12 protein-coding genes are annotated in these 14859 nt (G+C 63.1%); 7 read left to right on the top strand and 5 right to left on the bottom strand.

Going from position 1 to position 14859, the window contains the following annotated elements; translation table 11 throughout:
- Nucleotides 1-145: 145 nt before the first annotated feature.
- Entirely contained in the window at nucleotides 146-1558 is a 1413-nt protein-coding gene (locus tag GIB19_RS17495; protein WP_274887332.1) for a DOPA decarboxylase, read from the top strand.
- Nucleotides 1559-1677: 119 nt separating this feature from the next.
- On the opposite strand, the gene GIB19_RS17500 is transcribed toward GIB19_RS17495, so the two are convergent.
- Nucleotides 1678-3051, bottom strand: a complete 1374-nt coding sequence (locus GIB19_RS17500; protein ID WP_274887333.1) for an MFS transporter — start codon at nucleotides 3049-3051, stop codon at nucleotides 1678-1680.
- A 466-nt stretch (nucleotides 3052-3517) separates the two neighbouring features.
- Between GIB19_RS17500 and quiC the strand changes: the two genes are divergently transcribed.
- Nucleotides 3518-5425, top strand: coding sequence for a 3-dehydroshikimate dehydratase QuiC (gene quiC / locus GIB19_RS17505; RefSeq protein WP_027593781.1), 1908 nt, complete (start codon nucleotides 3518-3520; stop codon nucleotides 5423-5425).
- A gap of 162 nt (nucleotides 5426-5587) precedes the next feature.
- Here the strand turns inward: quiC and GIB19_RS17510 are convergent, their stop codons facing one another.
- On the bottom strand, nucleotides 5588-6256 hold the full coding sequence (locus tag GIB19_RS17510; RefSeq protein ID WP_274887334.1) for a class I SAM-dependent methyltransferase: 669 nt from the start codon (nucleotides 6254-6256) through the stop codon (nucleotides 5588-5590).
- A gap of 149 nt (nucleotides 6257-6405) precedes the next feature.
- On the opposite strand from GIB19_RS17510, the gene GIB19_RS17515 reads away from it, so the two are divergent.
- The 3 genes from GIB19_RS17515 to GIB19_RS17525 all read left to right on the top strand — a co-directional run bounded on the left by GIB19_RS17515 (nucleotide 6406) and on the right by GIB19_RS17525 (nucleotide 10414).
- A complete protein-coding gene (locus GIB19_RS17515) occupies nucleotides 6406-6918 on the top strand; it encodes a sigma-70 family RNA polymerase sigma factor (RefSeq protein ID WP_274887335.1) in 513 nt (170 codons plus the stop codon).
- Nucleotides 6919-7896 carry a FecR domain-containing protein gene (locus GIB19_RS17520; protein WP_274887336.1) on the top strand — a complete coding sequence of 326 codons (978 nt, stop codon included), beginning with the start codon at nucleotides 6919-6921 and terminating at the stop codon, nucleotides 7894-7896.
- Nucleotides 7897-7996: 100 nt separating this feature from the next.
- Nucleotides 7997-10414 carry a TonB-dependent receptor gene (locus GIB19_RS17525; RefSeq protein WP_274887337.1) on the top strand — a complete coding sequence of 806 codons (2418 nt, stop codon included), beginning with the start codon at nucleotides 7997-7999 and terminating at the stop codon, nucleotides 10412-10414.
- A 22-nt stretch (nucleotides 10415-10436) separates the two neighbouring features.
- On the opposite strand, the gene GIB19_RS17530 is transcribed toward GIB19_RS17525, so the two are convergent.
- Complete coding sequence (locus GIB19_RS17530; protein WP_274887338.1) at nucleotides 10437-11249, bottom strand: helix-turn-helix domain-containing protein; 813 nt, start codon at nucleotides 11247-11249, stop codon at nucleotides 10437-10439.
- 110 nt (nucleotides 11250-11359) lie between these two features.
- Between GIB19_RS17530 and GIB19_RS17535 the strand changes: the two genes are divergently transcribed.
- Both GIB19_RS17535 and GIB19_RS17540 read left to right on the top strand, forming a co-directional pair.
- Nucleotides 11360-11692 (top strand): DUF2834 domain-containing protein, encoded by a 333-nt coding sequence (locus tag GIB19_RS17535; protein ID WP_274887340.1) that lies wholly within the window; start codon nucleotides 11360-11362, stop codon nucleotides 11690-11692.
- A complete protein-coding gene (locus GIB19_RS17540) occupies nucleotides 11692-12117 on the top strand; it encodes an MAPEG family protein (RefSeq protein ID WP_274887341.1) in 426 nt (141 codons plus the stop codon). Before GIB19_RS17535 ends, GIB19_RS17540 begins: the two co-directional genes overlap by 1 nt.
- A 67-nt stretch (nucleotides 12118-12184) precedes the next feature.
- Here the strand turns inward: GIB19_RS17540 and GIB19_RS17545 are convergent, their stop codons facing one another.
- The gene (locus GIB19_RS17545) at nucleotides 12185-13513 is read right to left on the bottom strand and encodes a TolC family outer membrane protein (RefSeq protein ID WP_274887342.1); all 1329 of its coding nucleotides are present in this window, start codon (nucleotides 13511-13513) and stop codon (nucleotides 12185-12187) included.
- 1 nt (nucleotide 13514) lies between these two features.
- Nucleotides 13515-14855 (bottom strand): HlyD family type I secretion periplasmic adaptor subunit, encoded by a 1341-nt coding sequence (locus GIB19_RS17550; protein ID WP_274887343.1) that lies wholly within the window; start codon nucleotides 14853-14855, stop codon nucleotides 13515-13517.
- Nucleotides 14856-14859 lie beyond the last annotated feature (4 nt).

Raw genomic sequence — 14859 nt, forward strand, 5'->3', positions numbered from 1 at the left:
GCCTGTATTGCCAGTGCCGGCCTCTTCGCGGGCAAGCCCGCTCCCACAGGATCCGCACAGTGCTCAAGCTGTGATTCACCTGTGGGAGCGGGCTTGCCCGCGAAGAGGCCGGCCCAGGCAGCAAACTGCCCAATGGAGACCGCCCGTGACCCCAGAACAATTCCGCCAATACGGCCACCAATTGATCGACCTGATCGCCGACTACCGCCAAGCCGTGGGCGAACGCCCGGTCATGGCCCAAGTCGAACCGGGTTACCTGAAAGCGGCCCTGCCTGAGTGCGCCCCGCAGCAAGGCGAACCCTTCGAGGCGATTCTCGACGACGTCAACAACCTGGTCATGCCGGGCCTGTCGCACTGGCAGCACCCGGATTTCTACGGTTACTTCCCGTCCAACGGCACGTTGTCATCGGTGCTGGGCGACTTTCTCAGTACCGGCCTGGGTGTATTGGGCCTGTCCTGGCAGTCCAGCCCAGCCTTGAGCGAGCTGGAAGAAACCACCCTCGACTGGCTGCGCCAGTTGCTCGGCCTTTCAGGGCAATGGAGCGGGGTGATCCAAGACACCGCCTCGACCAGCACCCTGGTGGCGCTGATCTGCGCCCGCGAACGGGCCAGCGATTACGCGTTGGTCCGCGGTGGCTTGCAGGCCCAGGCCAAGCCGCTGATCGTCTACGTCAGCGCCCACGCCCACAGCTCGGTGGACAAGGCCGCACTGCTGGCCGGTTTTGGCCGTGACAACATTCGCCTGATCCCCACCGACGCGCAGTTCGCCCTGCAGCCAGAAGCGCTGCGGGCAGCCATCGAGCAGGACCTGGCGGCAGGTAATCAGCCCTGTGCGGTAGTCGCGACCACCGGCACTACCGCCACCACGGCGCTCGACCCACTGCGCCCAATTGGTGAAATCACCCAGACCCATGGCCTGTGGCTGCACGTTGACTCGGCCATGGCGGGGTCGGCGATGATTTTGCCCGAGTGCCGCTGGATGTGGGACGGCATCGAGCTGGCCGACTCGGTGGTGGTCAACGCGCACAAATGGCTGGGTGTGGCCTTTGATTGTTCGATCTACTACGTGCGCGACCCACAGCACCTGATTCGGGTGATGAGCACCAACCCCAGCTACCTGCAGTCGGCGGTGGATGGTGAGGTCAAGAACCTGCGTGATTGGGGTATTCCACTGGGCCGGCGGTTCCGCGCTTTGAAACTGTGGTTCATGTTGCGCAGCGAAGGTGTCGAAGCGCTGCAGGCGCGCTTGCGCCGTGATTTGGATAACGCTCAGTGGCTTGCTGGGCAGGTCGAGGCGACGCCGGGTTGGACGCTATTGGCACCCGTGCAGTTGCAGACGCTGTGCATCCAGCATCGGCCGGCGGGGCTGGAAGGGGAGGCGCTGGATGCGCATACCAAGGCTTGGGCCGAGCGGCTCAATGGTTCTGGGGAGGCGTATGTAACGCCGGCTACTCTTGATGGGCGGTGGATGGTGCGGGTGTCGATTGGCGCATTGCCGACTGAGCGGGAGCATGTTGAAAGACTGTGGCAGCGGCTGCAGGAAGTGATCAAGGGTTGAAAACGCTGGGGCCGCTTTGCGGCCCATTCGCCGGCAAGCCGGCTCCTACAGGGATTTGCGCACACCTGTAGGAGCCGGCTTGCCGGCGAAAGGGCTGCGCAGCAGCCCCCTGCGATCGATCAGTGGCTTGCAGTCTGCAAGCTGCCTTTACGGCTGGCTTCGTACGCGGCCTTTTCCATCGGCTTGGCTTGCGGGTTGCCGAGGTCTTCCATCGACAGGCGATGGGTTTCCGGTGCGATGTACGCCGCCAGGGCGCAGATGCAGGTGATGAAGAACGCCATGCCACCCACGACCAGTGGAATGTTGTCCGAGCCCGGTGGCGCCACCAGGGCGAACAGCGCCGGCAGCATGGCCGTCAGCATGGTGCCGATGTTCTGCGCAATGGCCATGGCCGAAACACGGTAGCGGGTCTGGAACAGCTCAGGGTAGAAGCTTGGGAACACCGCGTTGTAGCCCTGGTAGACCATGCCCCACATCACGATCGAGGCGGCGAAGGCCAGCGGTACGTTCTGGATGCTGATCGCATACAGGTAGACGAAGGCCAGCAGGCCCGAACCCAGGCACCCGGCGATCATGGTCGGGCGACGGCCGATCTTGTCGGAAAGGTTGCCGACGAATGGAATCACCAGCACCGCGACGATGTTGCCGACGACCGGAATCCACAGGTACACGCTCTTGTCGAAGCCGATGCCATAGGCCGGCTGCACCGCGTAGGCCGCGCCGAAAATGGTCGCGACAACCGGGATCACGTTCATCAGGGCCATGAACATCACCAGCACCATGTGTTTCCAGCTGTGGCGGAAGGCCTCGCTGACCGGCGATTTGGCGACTTTGTCCTGCTTCTCTTCTTTCACGAAGGCAGGCGTTTCGTGCACTTCTTTACGGATGATGAAACCGGCGATCAGCACCACGGCGCTCATCAGGAACGGAATCCTCCAGCCCCAATCGTTGAAGGCTTCACTCGGCATGAAGTAGGCCAGTGGCAGGAACACCGCCGCCGCCAATACCTGGCCGGCTTGTACGCCCTGCAGGGTGAAGCTCGCGTAGTAGCCTCGTCGGCCGAACGGCGCGTGCTCCATGATCATCGAACTGGCGCCGGAGATCTCGCCGGCTACCGCGAAGCCCTGGACCAGGCGCAGCAGCACCAGCAAGACGGGGGCGAGGATACCGATGTCGTGGTACGTCGGCAGCAGGCCGACGGCCATGGTCGACACACCCATCAGGAACATGCACAGCAGCAGTACGTTCTTGCGTCCGCGGGTATCACCCCAGTGGCCGAGCACGATGGCGCCGACCGGGCGGGCCAGGTAGCCGACACCGTAAGTGGCCAGCGAAGCGATGATCGCCATTTTCGGGTCGGTGTTAGGGAAGAAGATTTGCGGGAAAATCAGGGCCGCAGCCTGTGCATAGATGAAAAAGTCGTAGTACTCGAGTGCCGAGCCTATCCATCCACTGGCGGTCGCTTTCTTGGCTTGAGAGCTGGAGTGAGCCATCGGTGTCTCCGTTGTTCTTGTTGGTTCCCGCACGGCGCAAGGCGAGCGTGGGGTTATCTCGGGAGTGGGGTCAAACGTGAAGTGCGGGCGTATTCCGCGCCAAGGCCGTGACAGGCAGCCAGGAGACAGGTGCGGATCGCAAGGCGAGAGCAGTGTTCATAGGTCGGTACCCGGTTTTATTGAACTTATTATGTTGTGGCGTTGGGCTTGTTAGCGCAGGTTCTGCCGAACGACCGTCTGGCAAGAAGGCGGTGGTCGGTGTGCCTGCGTCTGGTTTCATGTTGACCACGGGGTGGCGGTCTAGCAATTCGCGAAATCCGGTTTTGTTCGGTAATCGAACACAAAACTAACCATTCCGTACAAAGAGATTGATGAGGCGACTTTACCTGCGAATAATCCATCATGCCAGGCACCGTTACCGTGGTTTTCCTGCGCCGTCGTCCCCTAACAACAAGGAACTCCCGCCATGCAGCGTTCGATTGCCACCGTGTCCTTGAGCGGCACTCTGCCGGAAAAGCTCGAAGCCATCGCCGCCGCCGGTTTCGACGGCGTCGAGATTTTCGAAAACGACTTGCTCTATTATGCCGGCAGCCCGCGTCAGGTTCGCCAGATGTGCGCGGACCTGGGCATCGCCATCACCCTGTTCCAGCCGTTCCGCGACTTTGAAGGCTGCCGCCGCGACCGGCTGCAGCGCAACGTCGACCGCGCCGAGCGCAAGTTCGACCTGATGCAAGAGTTGGGCACTGACCTGGTGCTGGTGTGCAGCAACGTCCAGGCCGATGCTCTGGGCGACGAGCAACTGCTGGTGGACGACCTGCGCCTGCTGGCCGAGCATGCCGGCAAGCGTGGCCTGCGTATCGGCTATGAAGCGTTAGCCTGGGGGCGTCACGTCAATACCTACCAGCAGGTCTGGAACCTGGTGCGCCAGGCTGACCATCCGTCGCTTGGGGTGATCCTCGACAGTTTCCATACCTTGTCGCTCAAGGGCGACCCGAGCGCGATCCGTGACATCCCGGGCGACAAGATTTTCTTCGTGCAGATGGCCGACGCACCGATCCTGGCCATGGACGTGCTGGAGTGGAGCCGGCATTTCCGCTGCTTCCCGGGGCAGGGCGAAATGGACCTGGCCGGCTTCCTCGCGCCGATCCTCGCCACCGGCTACCGCGGCCCGCTGTCCCTGGAAATCTTCAACGATGGCTTCCGCGCCGCACCGCCCCGGCAGAATGCCGCCGACGGCTTGCGCTCGCTGCTGTACCTCGAAGAGCAGACCCGCCTGCGCCTGGAGCAAGAGGCCGTGGCGGTGGAGCCGGGTGTGCTGTTCAACCCGCCGGCGGCCAGTGCCTATGATGGCGTGGAGTTCCTCGAATTCGCCGTCGACGAGGCGGTGGGTGCGCGCTTGAGCAACTGGCTGAAACGCCTGGGCTTCGCCGACGCCGGCAAGCACCGCAGCAAGGACGTGCAACTGTTGCGTCAGGGCGACATCAACATTGTCCTCAATGCCGAGCCCTATTCGTTTGGCCACAACTTCTTCGAGGCGCATGGCCCGTCACTGTGCGCCACGGCGTTGCGCGTCAAGGACCAGCAAGCTGCCTTGAAGCGCGCCACGGCCTTCCGTGGCCAGCCGTTCCGTGGCCTGGTCGGCCCCAACGAGTGCGAAGTACCCGCCGTGCGCGCGCCCGACGGCAGCCTGTTGTACCTGGTAGAACAGGGCACTGCTGGCCAGACCCTGTACGACACCGACTTCAGCCTGGACAAAACCGCCACTGCCAGCGGTGGCCTGCGCCGTATCGACCACATGGCCCTGGCGCTGCCGGCCGAGTCGCTGGACAGCTGGGTGCTGTTCTACAAGAGCCTGTTCGACTTCGCCGCCGACGACGAAGTGGTGCTGCCCGACCCGTACGGCCTGGTCAAGAGCCGTGCGCTGCGCAGCCAGTGCGGCACCTTGCGCCTGCCGTTGAACATTTCCGAGAACCGCAACACCGCCATTGCCCACGCATTGTCCAGTTACCGCGGCTCGGGTGTGCATCACATCGCCTTCGATTGTGATGACATCTTCCGTGAAGTGGCGCGTGCCAAGTTGGCTGGCGTGCCGCTGCTGGAAATCCCGCTCAACTATTACGACGACCTGGCGGCACGCTTCGATTTCGACGACGAATTCCTCAGTGAACTGGCGTATTACAACGTGCTGTACGACCGCGATGCCCAAGGCGGCGAACTGTTCCACGTGTACACCGAGCCGTTCGAGGAGCGCTTCTTCTTCGAGATCATCCAGCGCAAGGGCGGCTATGCCGGGTATGGCGCAGCGAACGTCGCCGTGCGCCTGGCAGCAATGGCCAAGGCCCGTAGCGGGGCAGCGCGCAAGCCGGTGCTGTAAGCGTTCAAGTGGTAGTCGCGCTCTGTGATTGTCACAACCCTGTGGGAGCGGGCTTGTCCCGCGAATGGGGCTACGCGGGGCATGGCTCCGGCTTTGCCGGTGTTCGCGGGGCAAGCCCGCTCCCACAAGGGTCGGCAACTCGCTTGCAATGCCACACAGGGTTCACCGCCCTTCGGCCACCATCAACAACGCCTGCGGCACCGCACTTTGCGGATGCTGCGGCTCCTGCAGGCTGACCAGGCGCAGCCCGGCCATGTCCAATGCATTCAGCCAACCGGCCAAGGTGCGGAAGTACCAGGGCATCGGCCGCCAGTCCCCGGCAAACCCTGCGAACGACTCTTCCCGCCAACCATCCTGATAATCGCCCGCAGCCACACTCCAGGGGTGCAACGTCTGGATCACCACTGCACCACCCGGAGCCAGCAGCCCATTCATCGCCGCCAGCAAGGGGATGACGTCCTGCTGCAACAACGCAAAATTGGCACAAACCAAATCGTAGCCACGGCCAACGCTGACGTCGCCCTCGGCCAGCTGTGCGTAACTGGCAAGGTGCACCTCGGTGGAGCCTGCCGCACGGGCCGCCTCCACCAGGGTGTTGTCGCCATCCACGCCGACCGCCTCAATGCCGCGATCAGCCAGCGCCCGCAGCAACCAGCCTTCACCACACCCAAGGTCGAGCACGCGCTCGGGTTGCCGGCTGAGAATGGCCAGCAGGATAGCCTGGTCTGTCACCTGCCGACGGCTCTCGATGGCGCCACTGCGCACCGCGTCGATCCAGGCCTGGGCGTTGTGCTGCCAGCTGTGCAGCAGGTTGTCTTCGGGGTTGTGCATGGGGGGGCTCCGCCGCCTTGGGTGAGTTGAAGCATAGGCCGCGAGCGCGCGCCTTTGCGGCTGAATGCTGGCCCATATTGAACTTGCTTTGCGCGCCAGCGCTAACTTACCATTGAAAATAGTTCTCACTTGCGTAGACAAGACCGCCCATGAGCGACGTGCTGCCCAGCCCTGACAATCACATACGCAATGTCGAAGCGCTTTACACCGGCCACCAGGGCTGGTTACACGCGAAATTGCGCAGGCGCCTGGGCAACGCGGTCGATGCGGCCGACCTGGTTCAGGACACGTTCACCCGTATCCTCGCCTCCAAAGCCGTCGTATTCGATGAGCCCCGCGCTTATCTGAGTTGCGTCGCTGGCGGCATTCTCGCCAACTGGTGCAAACGTAAATCACTGGAGCGTGCGTACTTGGCGGCACTTGAGCACCTGCCTGCCCCTGAAGTGCCTTCGCCAGAGACGCGCTTGCTGATCCTGGAAACCCTGCACGAGATCGATGCCATGCTCGATACCTTGCCGCCACTGGTCCGGCGCGCGTTTCTGCTGTCGCAGTTGGCTGGCATGAAGTACGAGGCGATTGCCGAGCAGCTCGGTATATCGCTGATTACCGTCAAACGCTACATGAAGCAGGCATTCGTTCAGTGCTTGAGGCTGGTCGACTAGATGGCCGATGCACAGCGCGCCGAGCCGGTAGACGCCGAAGCGCTCGAAGAAGCCGCCGAGTGGTTGATGTGCATGAGCGCAGGCGACGTGACCGATGCGCAGCAGGCCGACTGGCTGGCCTGGCGCAACAGCAGCCCGGCCCGAGCAAGCGCTTGGCAGCGCGCGGAGCGGTTGATGGGCAAGTTGGGTGGCCTGCCACCGGCACTGTCGATGCCTGCACTGGACCGCCCGGCCGACCCTGGCCGTCGTGCACTGGTCAGCCGGCTGGCCCTGCTGCTGGCCCTGGCCCCGGCCAGCTGGGCAGGTTGGCGGCTGACCGAGCAACAAGGTTGGGCAGCTGATTACCGCTCCGGCATTGGCGAACGCCTTGACCTTACCCTGGCCGATGGCACGCAGGTTGTGCTCAATACCGACTCCGCGATCGATGTACGTTTCAATGCCGGCGAGCGGTTCATTCGTTTGCTCCGTGGCGAAATCCTGGTGCAGACGGCCCCCGACATCGTGGTCCCTGCTCGCCCGCTGTGGGTAGGGACGCGGGAGGGGCGCATGCAAGCCTTGGGCACCCGGTTCACCGTGCGGGAGTTCGGCGGGCGTACCTACCTGGCGGTCATCGAAGGTGCGATTCGCATCGAACCTGGCAATGCCGATCACCTTGCCCGCCGCGTCGTGCAAGCCGGCCAACGCGCTGACTTCGACGCCCGAACGATCGCTGCACCAAGGCCGGCAGACGAGGCTGTCACGGCCTGGACCCAGGGCATGCTGCTGGCGGACAAGATGAGGCTGGACGCTTTCGTTGCCGAGCTGGCGCGTTACCAACGGGGGTTCATTCGTTGTGATCCAGGCATTGCCGACCTTCGCGTATCGGGGGCATTTCCCATCAGCGACCCGCGTCGAACGTTGAGCATGCTGGAGTCGACTTATGCCCTGCGGGTGGAGGCGCACATGGGGGGCTACTGGACGATGCTTGCGCCGCGCTGACCGCACTGCAAAAAAAGTCGTGCCCAGGTGATACTTTTTTCCGCCTCGGCTGGCAATAGGAGTGAACACCTCCATTCCCGGTCAGAAGGACCCTCCTGTCATGCCTGTTGCAAGTCGTCCCCAGCTCGCCATTGCAATCCGTCGCGCCCTGTTCAGCTGTGTGCTGGTAGCAGGTGCCAGCCATTCATGGGCGGCGCTCGCACAACCACTGGAGGCGACGGCTACCAGGCCGTACGACATCGCCCCAGGGCCGCTCGGCCGGGTCATGGCCAGCTTCGCGCTGGCCTCGGGTGTGGCCCTGTCGTTCGAGCCTGCATTGACGGAAGGCCTGTACAGCCCAGGCCTCAATGGTCGCTACTCCCCGCGTGACGGCATGGCGCAACTGCTCGCCGGCAGTGGGCTCGAACTGGTCGAGCTGGGCGACGGCAGCTTCAAGCTGATCAGGCAAGTGGCCAGTGGCGACGGCCTGACCCTGGCCGCGACCACCATCGACGCCAACAGCATGCGCCACGAAACCCTGCCAGAGGCTTATGCCGGCGGGCAAGTTGCCCGTGGCGGGCGGTTGGGCATGCTGGGCAACAAGGATGTGATGGACACGCCCTTCAACGTCACCAGCTATACCGCCAAAACCCTGGCGGACCTGCAGACGGTCACCGTCGCCGATGCCCTGGAGCGTGACCCTTCGGTGCGCTCCACGGGGCAAACCGGCGGCATCGTCGATTCGTTTTTCATTCGTGGCTTCCCTGTCGGTGAGGGCAACCTAGGGGAGCTTGCTTTCGACGGCGTGTATGGCGTGGCGCCCAACTACCGCGTGTTTACCGAATATGCCGAGCGCGTCGAGGTGCTCAAAGGGCCAGGCGCGCTGATGTATGGGATTTCGCCTAACAGCGGGGTCGGCGGCGTGATCAACATCATCCCCAAGCGTGCCCTGGCCGAGGACCTGAGCCGTTTCACCGCCAGCTACAGCTCCGACACACAAACCGGTGGCCATCTCGACATCAGCCGCCGCTTTGGTGATCAGCGGCAATGGGGCGTGCGTTTCAACGGCAGCCTCGCCCAGGGCGACACGGCCATCGACGACCAGCAACGGGTGTTGGATATCGGTGCCATCGCCCTGGATTACCAAGGTGAGCGCCTGCGCCTGAACCTGGACTTCATCAGCCAGCGGGAGCGCTGGGATGCCGCGTCGCGGCCCTTCACCGTGGCGCTGGGTGTCGACGTGCCTTCAGCCGCCAATGGCCGCACCAACCTGCCACAGGACTGGGGCTGGTCGGACACCCGCGAGCAATCCGCGCTGTTGGGTGGGGAATACGACCTGAGCGATTCGTTGACTGTGTTTGCCCATGCGGGGGGCGGCAGGGCGGATGTCGCGCGGATGTCCGACCAGGTGCCGAAAATCCTCAATGACGCGGGCGATACCAGCAATACTCCGGGCTACTACAAGTTCAATGTCGACCGCTCCACCGCCGACGTGGGGGTACGCGGGCTGTTCGAAACCGGGCCGATCAACCATACCGTCACGCTCATGGCGACCCGTTACCAGGATGAGCTGTCGCGGGGCATCAACAATGGCACGGAAATAATCTCGAACATCTATCACCCCGTAGCGGTGCCCAAGCAGTACATCAGTGCGCCAAACGTGAATCGGGTGTCTGAAGCCGAGTTGTCCGGCGTAGCGATGACCGACACCTTGGCGGTGCTCGATGACCGCGTGCAACTGACCCTGGGCGTGCGCAGGCAAGCGATCGAGTCGCGTAACTACAGCACCGCAGGCGCGATGACTGCCCGCTACAAAGACAGTGCGACAACGCCCGTTGTCGGGGTGGTGGTGAAACCCTGGGAGAACGTCTCGCTGTACTACAACTACGTCGAAGGCCTGAGCAAAGGCGATGTGGCACCGGCCACGGCGGGCAATGCCGGTGAAGCCTTTGCCCCCTATGAAACCAAGCAGCACGAACTGGGGGTGAAGTTCGAACGGGACACCTTCATGACCACCTTGGCGCTGTTCCAGATCGAAAAACCCAGTGGCGAACTGGGCGCTGGCAACCTGTTTTCGGTGCAGGCGCAGCAGCGCAACCGTGGCATCGAGTTGAGCATGTTCGGTGAAGTCGCGCCCGGTACCCGCTTGCTGGGCGGCGTAACCCTGCTGGACGGCGAACTGACCGATTCGGCCACGGCGGCCAACAAGGGCAATGAGCCTGTGGGCGTGCCCGATGTGCAGGCCAACCTCTGGGCCGAGTGGGACACGCCTTGGCTCGAAGGTGTCACCTTGACCGGTGGCGCGATCTACACCGGCAGCCAGTACATCAACCAGGCCAACACCCAGGAGCTCGATGCCTGGACACGTTTCGATGTGGGTGCGCGCTACACCACCCACATCGAAGGCCGTCCTACCACCTTCCGGGCCACGGTGCAGAACGTCTTCGACCGTGAGTACTGGTCGGGGGTCGCTTCGTATGGCGCGATATCGCCTGGCTACCCACGCGCCCTGCAGCTGTCGGCCACGGTCGATTTCTGAGGCCGGTTCGGCCTGGGCGCGCTCAGGGTTTTGCGGTCACTTGTTCATACGCCAGGGTCATGGTGTGCCAGGTATGCGTGTCTGCAGGTATCAGGTGTTCTATGCGCAGCGAGGCCACGGTCACGTCCAGCGGCATGCCAAAGGTGGTGAAGGTGGACAGGAACTTCAGCTCACCGTGGGCCGAGCGCAGGCGCGTCAACACGACCGGCGAAGGCGATGGGGCAATCGCCAGCGCGGCGGGGCAGGGCAGGTCTTGCAGAAGCTGCGCCAACTCAGGGTTGCCCGCCGCTTCCCGCGAGGCCCTGTGCCACGCGGTGGCGCGGATTTCATCGGCATTGATCAACTGGTCGCCCAGGCCCTCGGGGCGCAGCAGCGTTTCCAGCAGGTTGAGCGGCGCATCATCACGGGGCTGTACCCCCGCCATCTGCAACAGCCGCCCGGCGCTGGTGTTGGCGGCGGTGATGTACCACATGCTATCCAGGACGATCGCAGGGGCAGGGTTGTTGGCCTGCAAAATATGCGCAATCGCCTCGTGCACCATTGCCATGGCGGGCGCATTCAGCGGCGACGCGGTGTAGCGGGGCGCATAACCTGCCGCGAGGAAAACCTCGTTGCACTCCTCCAACGGTACGCCCAACGCAGAAAGCAGGGCATGCAACGTGCCTGGGCTTGGTTTGGCGCGGCCGGTCTCCACGCAGCTCAGGTGACGCTGGGATACGTTGGCGCGTAGCGCCAGCTCAAGCTGACTCAAACCTGCCTGTTGACGGTGCCGGCGCAAGTGGTTGCCTGCCGGGTTACCGGCTGAGGCGGTCGGGTGGAAAGGGTGGTTACTCATGGGGCAACTCTGACGGGTCGTGAGCGGGGGCGTCGATGACCTGTGAGGTCATTGAGCACGCTGCAACCATAGCACTACCTTGGCGCGGTATTGGTTAAGGAGCGTTGCAGATGAAAAGCACGTGGATCGCGCTGGCTACCCTGATGTCGTTTTCGCTATACACCGGCTGGACGATGTTCATTGCAGAGCAATCATTGCTCGCATTTGGCCTTGAACTGATGGCCCGGCCTGACACTGCGCAGGTTGTAATCGACTTGTACGTGATGGCTGGGCTTGCGTGCGCCTGGATGATCACGGATGCCCGTTCGAAAGGGCGATCGTGGTTACGGGTTGCCCCTTTTTTGCTGCTCACGGCTGTGTTTGTGTCGGTGGGGCCGCTTCTGTACATCGTGTTTGAAGGCTTTGGCAGGCGCTCGGCACATCATGCTCAGGAGGGGGCGTGATGCACGGCGCCCTGTCTGTCTATGCGGTCTGTGTGGTCGCGTTGCTCCTGAAGATGCTGGCGATCTCTTGCTGCCAAGGCTATTACCGCCTGCGTTACAAGGCCTTCACCAATGGTGAAGACGCAGCGTTCTTTGGGCGCTTGGCCAACGTTGACGAACTGCCGCAGGTCAGCCGGGCGGGCAGGGCTTGGGCGAATGATCTGGAGAACATTCCGGCGTTTTTTGCCTTGGCCGGCTTGGCTATTTCGCTGAATGCTGCTGCGGTCGTCATTATTTGGCTGACTGTGGTGTTCACCGTTGCCAGGGTGGCGCATACGGTGTGCTACCTGAGCGGTTTGCAGCCCTGGAGGACAGTCAGCTTTGCGGTTGGGCTGGTGTGCTTGCTGGGGCTGGCGGTAACGGTCTTGCAGGCTTGTGGGTTGTAAGTAGGCTTTAGGATCTTGGGGCACAAAACGCCCCAACAATCTCAAGCTTGAACAAAGCCAGAGCAGGTCAGTTACTCACCATCAACTCCGGCCCAAGGTAATTATTGACCAGCTCGATATCGTCATCCCCCAGGCTGCCCACCGATGACGCCAGGCGCAGGCGCGACATCAGGTAGTTCAACTTGGCCTCGAACAGGTCATGCCGTGCGTCGAACAGCAATTCCTCCGCATTAAGCACATCCGAGTTGGTACTGGTACCGCCCTCCTTGAAGCCCTTGCGTGTCGAGGTCAGCGAGCGTTCGTTGGACGCGACGGCCTTTTCCAGCGCATGGATACGCATGGCACCACTCTGCACACCTCGGTACTCACGGGTGGTGCCGGAGATGACTTCCTGGCGGGTGGCGTCGAGCTCGTCCAGCGCTTTCGAACTGTTGGCGCTGGCCTGGCGGGTCAGCGCGCTGGTGCTGCCGCCGCTGTACAACGGGATGTTCAGTTCCAGGCCGATCGAGCTGTACTGGTTGCGCTGGTTCAGCTCTGAAATCGATTGGCTGCTGCCCGCGGTGTAACCGGCAACGAAGTCCAGGGTCGGCCAGTGCCCGGCCTTGGCCCGGTTCACCTCTTCTTCTGCCAGTTCGTAGCTGTGCCGACGGGCGTGAATCAGGGGGCTGTCGGTTTGTGCTTTGACCAGCCAGTCCTGCAGGTTGCCCGGCAGCAGCGGCGGGGTGGTGAAGCCTGGCTGCAAGGTGGTCAGCGATGCCGGGGTTTCACCGATGTACTCCTCGAGCTTGCGGCGGGCGTTGACCAGGTTGTCCTGCGCCTCGATCAGGTCGGCTTCTGCCAGGTCGCGGCGAGCGACCGATTCGTCGATGTCGGTCACCGTGCCGGCGCCCAGCTCCATGCGCCGTTTCGCTGACGCAAGCTGCTCCTCGAAAGCGTTCAGCTTGGCCCTGGCCAGGGTGATGGTTTCGCTGGCCAACAGCACATCGAAATAACTGTCGGCCAGGCGCACCGCGGCATCCTGGCTCTTGGCATCGAACACCGCGACGCTGTAGTCGGCACGCTGCTGGCCCTGGCGGTATTCGGCCATCTTCTGCTTGTTGAACAGCGGTTGGCGCAGGCGCACGCTGGCGCCTTTGGAGTCGTAGTCCAGGTCGTTGTCCTGGCCGCTCTGGCGCTGCGAGCCATTGACCTTGTTGTAATAGGCCGTGGCATTGATCTGCGGCAGCAGGCCGGCTTGGCCGATGGCCCGGTTTTCCAGGCCGGCTTGTTTCTCATGCTCGGCGGCATGATAGATGGGCCCTTGGTACTGCAGCAGGTCCCAGGCTTGCTTCAGGTCCATGGCACTGGCTGGCAAGGACAACCCCACCAGGCACAACATCAGGCAGTGGCGGTTCATCTCATTGCTCCTTGAAAGCGCTGTCGACGCGTTCGAGCATGGGTTTGAGCAGGTAGCTGAGCAGGTTGCGCTCGCCGGTCTTGATGGTGACGGTGGCCGGCATGCCGGGGCGTATGTGGTTGCTGCCCAGCAAGCTCATGCCGGCGGGTGAAACGTCCACCTGCGCCAGGTAGAACGGCTGCTTGCTCTCTTCATCGAGCAGGCGGTCGGCAGAGATGGTTTTCACACGGCCGGGGATGTTTGGGGTCTGTGCGTGATTGAAGGCCGGGAAGGCGATGTCCACGGCAAGCCCTGGGACCATTTTGTCGATGGCCTGCACCGGGATCATCGCGTCGACCTGCAACGGCTCGTCGAGTGGGACGATTTCCATCAGCTTGGCGCCTGGCTGGATAACCCCGCCGACCGTGGCGATGCCCAGCGCCTGGACCATGCCATCGATGGGTGAGCGGATCACCGTGTGGGTCACTTCGTAGTCCAATGCACGCAAGCGGTCGGCCAGGGTGGTGTTTTCCTTGGCGGTGTCGGTCAGTTGCGACTCGACCTCTTTCAAGTAATCGTGCTGGCGCTGAAGCATGCGCAGCTTGATCTCGGTGGCCTGGCTGCGTACCCGGGCGATGTTGTTGAGGTTTTCGGCCTGGCCGGCGGAGAGGTCGGCGTTGCTGCGCTCCAGTTCCAGCAGGCGGTTGCGCGGCACATAACCTTCGGCGGCCAGCACGCGGGTCCCTTGCAGCTCTTGGCCGAGGAAGTTGATCTGCGAGGCGCGGGCACCGTACACCTGCTGCAGGCCTTTGAGCTGCACTGCCGATGCCGCCAGGTTCTCTTCGAGGATGCTGAGTTCGCCCGCCAGGCCGGCGCGGCGGGTGTCCAGCAAGCGCTGCTGCAAGTCCATGGCGGCCAGCAGGCGTGGGTCTGCGCCGAAGCGCTTGAGCAGCGCGGGGTCGAAGGTTACCAAGTCGCGGTTGTCGCGCTCGGCTTCGAGGCGGTTTTCCACGGTCTTGCTGACAATGTACTGGGCGCTGACTGCGCCCTGTTCGGCCACGGCTCGCAGGGCATCGAGGCGAACCAGTTCCTGGTCCTTTTTCACCACGTCGCCTTCGCGCACCAGGATCGCTTCCACGGTGCCGCCGCTCAAGTGCTGCACGGCCTTGCGATTGCTGGTGACCTTGACCGTGCCGGTGGCCACCACGCCGGCATCCAGCGGCGCCAGCCAGGCCCACAGCAAAAAGCCGCCGAAGCCGGCCAGCACCAGCCACAGGCCCCAGCGCACCGGCTTGCCGGCATCCAGGTCGATCAGGCTCTTGGTCTCGGCAGGGATCAACTCGGTCGGTTGGCTCATGTGCATGATC

Source organism: Pseudomonas sp. ITEM 17296, from assembly GCF_028895205.1.
Classification (GTDB): domain Bacteria; phylum Pseudomonadota; class Gammaproteobacteria; order Pseudomonadales; family Pseudomonadaceae; genus Aquipseudomonas; species Aquipseudomonas kermanshahensis.

Bases quoted from the DNA above. Each gene is read 5' to 3' on its own strand.
- GIB19_RS17530 (WP_274887338.1), bottom strand. From the start codon at position 11,249: ATGAGTAACCACCCTTTCCACCCGACCGCCTCAGCCGGTAACCCGGCA.
- GIB19_RS17510 (WP_274887334.1), bottom strand. From the start codon at position 6,256: ATGCACAACCCCGAAGACAACCTGCTGCACAGCTGGCAGCACAACGCC.
- GIB19_RS17545 (WP_274887342.1), bottom strand. From the start codon at position 13,513: ATGAACCGCCACTGCCTGATGTTGTGCCTGGTGGGGTTGTCCTTGCCA.
- GIB19_RS17520 (WP_274887336.1), top strand. From the start codon at position 6,919: ATGGCCGATGCACAGCGCGCCGAGCCGGTAGACGCCGAAGCGCTCGAA.
- GIB19_RS17525 (WP_274887337.1), top strand. From the start codon at position 7,997: ATGCCTGTTGCAAGTCGTCCCCAGCTCGCCATTGCAATCCGTCGCGCC.
- GIB19_RS17535 (WP_274887340.1), top strand. From the start codon at position 11,360: ATGAAAAGCACGTGGATCGCGCTGGCTACCCTGATGTCGTTTTCGCTA.
- GIB19_RS17500 (WP_274887333.1), bottom strand. From the start codon at position 3,051: ATGGCTCACTCCAGCTCTCAAGCCAAGAAAGCGACCGCCAGTGGATGG.
- GIB19_RS17540 (WP_274887341.1), top strand. From the start codon at position 11,692: ATGCACGGCGCCCTGTCTGTCTATGCGGTCTGTGTGGTCGCGTTGCTC.
- quiC (WP_027593781.1), top strand. From the start codon at position 3,518: ATGCAGCGTTCGATTGCCACCGTGTCCTTGAGCGGCACTCTGCCGGAA.
- GIB19_RS17550 (WP_274887343.1), bottom strand. From the start codon at position 14,855: ATGCACATGAGCCAACCGACCGAGTTGATCCCTGCCGAGACCAAGAGC.
- GIB19_RS17515 (WP_274887335.1), top strand. From the start codon at position 6,406: ATGAGCGACGTGCTGCCCAGCCCTGACAATCACATACGCAATGTCGAA.